Here is a 4970-nt window from a genome sequence, read left to right on the forward strand (position 1 = left end):
CATCCTTGGCCGCGAGCGTCCGGTTGATGGCGCGCGCCGTTGCGGTCGAGCCGGTGAAGGCGACGCCGGCCACGGCTGGATGAGCGACGAGCCGGGCGCCGACCTTGCCGTCTCCCGGCACGAGATGGAGGGCGGAAGCCGGAATGCCGGCATCGTGGAGCAGGCGGACAGTAGCGGCGGCGATGAGCGGCGTCTGCGGGGCTGGCTTGGCGACGACGCTATTGCCGGCGACGAGCGCGGCAACGACCTGGCCCGAGAAGATCGCCAGCGGGAAATTCCAGGGCGCGATGCAGACGAACGGCCCGCGCCCACGCAAGATCAGGCGGTTCTCCTCGCCGGTCGGGCCGGGAAGTACCTGCGGCGTGGCGAAATGCGCTTCGGCTTCGGCCGCATAGTAACGGCAGAAATCGACGGCCTCGCGCACCTCCGAAATGGCATCGTCAAGCGTCTTGCCGGCTTCGGCCTGGAGCAGTGCGAGCAGCAGGCCGCGGCGTTCCTCCATCAGGTCCGCAGCCTTGCGCAGGGCGGCAGCGCGCGTCCGGGCGGGGGTGCGGTTCCAGCTGGTGAAGCCGGCCTGGGCCACCTGGATGGCGCGATCGGCCAGGGCATCATCGGCTTCCAGGACGGTCCCGACCTGCCGGGCATCGATCGGGGACAGGACGGGGCGGGAGACGCCACCGGCCGGCTTGCCGTTGATGATCACCGTCGCCTCGGGGAACGGCTTGGCTGCTGCCTGGCCGATCTCCGACTGAAGCGCGACGAGGCTGGCCTCATGCCCAAGCTCGACGCCGGCCGAGTTCTTGCGCGAGGCGCCAAACATGTCGGCGGGAAGCGGAATGCGTCGATGGCGAGCCGCTGCCGAGGTGCCGATGATGTCGGCAGGGGGTACGAGCAGCTGTGCGACCGGCACGTCAGGGTCGCCGGACACGCTGACGAAGGAGGAGTTCGCACCGTTCTCGAGCAGACGGCGCACGAGATAGGCGAGCAGATCCTGATGGCCGCCAACCGGGGCGTAGGTGCGGCAGGCGAAGCCGGAATCCTCCTGGAGCAACCTCTCATAGAGCGCCTCGCCCATGCCGTGCAGGCGCTGGAACTCGAAGCCCTGGGAGCCGCCCGCCATCTCGGCGACCGCTGCGACCGTCAATGCGTTGTGGGTGGCGAATTGCGGAATGATGCGTGGACGCAAGGCCAGCAGCTGCGCGGCGCAGGCCTCGTAGTTGAGGTCGGTCATGGCCTTGCGGCTGAACACGGGGTAGTCGGAGAGGCCGCGCTCCTGGGCGCGCTTCAGCTCGGTATCCCAGTAGGCGCCCTTGACCAGGCGCACCATCATGCGGCGGTTATGGCGCTCGGCCAGGGCCGCGATATGGTCGATCACCGCCGAGGCGCGCTTCTGGTAGGCCTGGATCGCGAGGCCGAAGCCGTCCCAGCCGGCGAGCGTCGGATCTGCCGTCACCGCATCGATGACGTCGAGCGAGAGTTCCAGCCTGTCGGCTTCCTCGGCGTCGATCGTGAAGTTCAGGTCGTAGCCCTTGGCCTGCTGGGCCAGCGTGATGACCTTGGGCACGAGTTCGCTCAGCACGCGCTCGTGGCTGGTGGCCTCATAGCGCGGATGCAGGGCCGACAGCTTGACCGAGATGCCCGGCCGGTTCGGCAGAGGGTCATTGCCGGCCGAGCGGCCGATTGCGTCGATGGCCGCGGCGTAAGAGGCGAAATAGCGGTCGGCATCGGCCTGGGTGCGTGCGCCTTCGCCGAGCATGTCGAAGGAATAGCGATAAAGCTTGCCGGTGCCCGAGCGGGCGCGCTTCAGTGCCTCCTCGATGGTCTGGCCGAGCACRAAATGATTGCCCATGACACGCATCGCCTGGCGGGTCGCGGTGCGGACGGCAGGCAGGCCGAGGCGCTTCGACAGATTGCCGATGATGCTGGTCGGTGTCTCGCCCGGCTGGATGATGCGAGCGGTGATGCCAAGCGCCCAGGACGACGCCGAGATCAGGAAGGCATCCGATTTGGATTCGTGATGGGCGAAATCGCCCTGGCCGAGCTTGTCCTCGATCAACTGGTCGGCGGTCGTGGAATCCGGCACGCGCAGCAGCGCTTCGGCCAGAACCATCAGCGCAAGCCCCTCCTTGGTCGAGAGCGAGTACTCGCGCAGGAGTTCCTCGATGCCACCCAGGCCGACCTTGCGGGTCCGGATGGCCTCGATCAGCCCTGTCGCGCGCTGGTCGATCCTCGCCTTGGCCGCCGGTTCGCGCCTGGCGCCGGCAAGCAGCCGTGCCGCAATCGTCGCATCGTCTTCGGCATAGGGCGCGCGGAAGGCGTGGCGAGCGGACGGGGCGACCGGACGGGGGGCAGGAGCGGCCATGGTGCGATTCCGAATGAATGACGGGATGATTTCAAGGATCGCGCTTGCGTGGCCGGATATCAATGGCCATTTTCTGTGATAGCCTTTATCTATCTTCGAATATTCCGGATCTTTTAGAGAATAATCCCGTGCTCGATCGAACCGACCGGCGTATCCTCGCCATGCTGCAATCCGACGGGCGCATCGCCGGCGTCGAACTGGCTGAAAAGGTTGGCCTGTCGCCAACCGCGACCGGTGAGCGACTGAAGCGCCTCTCGCGAGACGGCTACATCACGGGCTATCGCGCGACGCTCGATCCGCTGAAGCTCGGGCTGCATCTGCTGGTCTTCGTCGAGGTCTATCTCGACAAGACGACGCCCGACGCCTTCGAGCGTTTCGCAACCGCGGTGAAACGGGCGCCCGAAGTGCTGGAATGCCACATGGTTGCCGGCGGATTCGACTATCTCGTGAAGACGCGGGTGGCCGATATGAACGCCTATCGCCGTTTCCTCGGCGAAGTGCTGCTGGCGCTGCCGGCGGTGCGCGAGACGCGGACCTATGCCGTGATGGAAGAGGTCAAGACCGACGGAGCGCTGCCGCTTTAGCCGATCGCGATCGGGCCTGGTGACGTCGCGTTATATTTTAGGCGCAGTGCATGCATTTTCGGCGCTATGCGCTTGACCTTGTTTTGTATTCGGCCAGTTTGAGCATAGGACGCCACGGCATGGGATTTGCTGGTCGCGTTCCGTTCGAACGGGTCCTGCCGACCCGCCTGCATGTGATGATCCGGAGCTGCCGATGTCGACGAACCCGTTCCGCCCCACGATGCTCTCCCGGCGTGGGATGAGCCGTGTGCTGGGCGCCCTGGGGCTCGCCGCAGCCTGCCTGACCGGCGCGGGTCCCGCCTTCGCTCAGACCGCCGTTCGCTTCACGCTCGACTGGCGCTTCGAGGGTCCGGCTGCGCTGTTCCTGATGGCGCAGGAGAAGGGCTATTTCAAAGCCGAGGGCCTCGACGTCACGATCGACACGGGCAACGGCTCGCGCGAGGCGATCCCGCGGGTGGCGTCCGGCACCTACGATGCCGGCTTCGGCGACGTGAATTCGCTGATCCGGTTCCGCGACGAGAATCCCAGCGTCGATCTGAAGGCGGTGATGATGGTCTATGACCGGCCGCCGTTCTCGATCGTCGGCCGCAAGAGCCGTGGCATCAACGCGGACGTGAAGAGTCTCGAGGGCAAGAAGTTCGGCGCCCCGGCGGCTGACGCGGCCTTTGCGCAATGGCCGATCTTCAAGACCGTCAACAAGCTCGACGACAGCAAGATGCGGATGGAGAATGTCGGCTTCCCCGTGCGTGAGCCGATGTTGGCCTCAGGCGAGGTCGACGCGGTGTTCGGCTTCGCGAACTCCTCCTATATCAACCTGAAATCACGCGGCGTTCCCGTCGACGACATCGTCACTCTGCTGATGTCGGATTACGGCGTCGAGCTCTACGGCAATGTCGTGATGGTCTCGCCGAAATTCGCGGCCGAAAAGCCCGAGGCCGTGCGTGGCCTGCTTCGGGCGATCACCAAAGGCGTTCGCGACACGGTGGCCGACCCGGAACTCGGCGGCAAGCTCGTGATCCAGCGAAACGATGTCGCCAAGCTCGAGGTCGAGGTCGAGCGCCTCAAGATGACGATCGCCCAGAACGTCATGACGCCAGCAGTCAAGGCCGATGGCTTTGGCGGTATCGACAAGGCGCGCTGGGAACGGGCGCTGGACCAGATCGGGCTGACCTTCACGTTCAAGGACAAGGCGAAGGCCGGGGCGGCTTTCGACGACAGCTACCTGCCGCCTGTGGCCGAGCGGAAGTTCTGATGCGCTCGACCTTGCGGGCTCGCGCTTGAGCGCCTTCGTCGAACTCCACGAAGTCACCCATGTCTACGGCGGAGGCGAAAGCACCCCCGCCGTGGACGGGCTTTCGCTGAAGATCCGGGAGGGCGAGTTCGCGGCGATCGTCGGCCCCTCCGGCTGCGGCAAGTCCACGATGATGAAGCTCGCGACCGGCCTGCAGAGGCCCCGGCGCGGCACGGTGATCGTCGCCGGGCAGGAGGTGACGCAGCCGATCAAGATCACCGGCATGGCCTTCCAGAACCCGGTGATGCTGCCCTGGCGCACGACATTGCGGAACCTGTTGCTGCCGCTGGAGATCGTCGAGCCGCATCGTTCGCGCTTGCGTGCCAACAAGTCGGATTATGTCGCGCGGGCCGAGGCTCTGCTCGCCAAGGTCGGACTCGAGGGCCTGGGCCAGAAATTCCCCTGGCAGCTGTCCGGCGGCATGCAGCAACGCGCCTCGCTGTGCCGCTCGCTGATCCATGAGCCGAAGCTCCTGATGCTGGATGAGCCCTTCGGTGCGCTCGATGCCTTTACGCGCGAAGAACTCTGGTGCGTGATCCGCGATCTTCATGCCGAGCGCGGCATCACCGTGATCCTGGTGACGCATGATCTGCGCGAGGCCGTTTTCCTGGCCGACCGGGTGTTCTGCATGTCGGCGCGGCCGGGGCGGATCATCGCCGAGCGCGAGATCGATTTCCCGCGCCCGCGTGATCTCGACATCACCTATACGCCTGAATTCGCGTCGGTCGTGCAT

4 protein-coding genes are annotated in these 4970 nt (G+C 65.9%); 3 read left to right on the forward strand and 1 reads right to left on the reverse strand.

The window, feature by feature from the left end; genetic code table 11:
- A partial coding sequence (gene putA / locus AC1D34_RS33905) for a bifunctional proline dehydrogenase/L-glutamate gamma-semialdehyde dehydrogenase PutA (protein WP_476826609.1) occupies window positions 1-2362 on the reverse strand: 2362 nt, incomplete at its 3' end.
- Window positions 2363-2490: 128 nt separating this feature from the next.
- On the opposite strand from putA, the gene AC1D34_RS33910 reads away from it, so the two are divergent.
- From AC1D34_RS33910 to AC1D34_RS33920, 3 genes are all read left to right on the forward strand, one after another.
- Window positions 2491-2946, forward strand: a complete 456-nt coding sequence (locus AC1D34_RS33910) for an Lrp/AsnC ligand binding domain-containing protein (RefSeq protein WP_441488044.1) — start codon at window positions 2491-2493, stop codon at window positions 2944-2946.
- 193 nt (window positions 2947-3139) lie between these two features.
- On the forward strand, window positions 3140-4198 hold the full coding sequence (locus AC1D34_RS33915; RefSeq protein WP_441488045.1) for an ABC transporter substrate-binding protein: 1059 nt from the start codon (window positions 3140-3142) through the stop codon (window positions 4196-4198).
- A gap of 25 nt (window positions 4199-4223) precedes the next feature.
- Window positions 4224-4970, forward strand: a 747-nt coding sequence (locus tag AC1D34_RS33920; protein WP_476826610.1) for an ABC transporter ATP-binding protein, incomplete at its 3' end; no start/stop codon positions are given.

The sequence above is a fragment of the Allobosea sp. P1_A7 genome, from assembly GCF_056406775.1.

Bases quoted from the DNA above. Each gene is read 5' to 3' on its own strand.
- AC1D34_RS33915 (WP_441488045.1), top strand. From the start codon at position 3,140: ATGTCGACGAACCCGTTCCGCCCCACGATGCTCTCCCGGCGTGGGATG.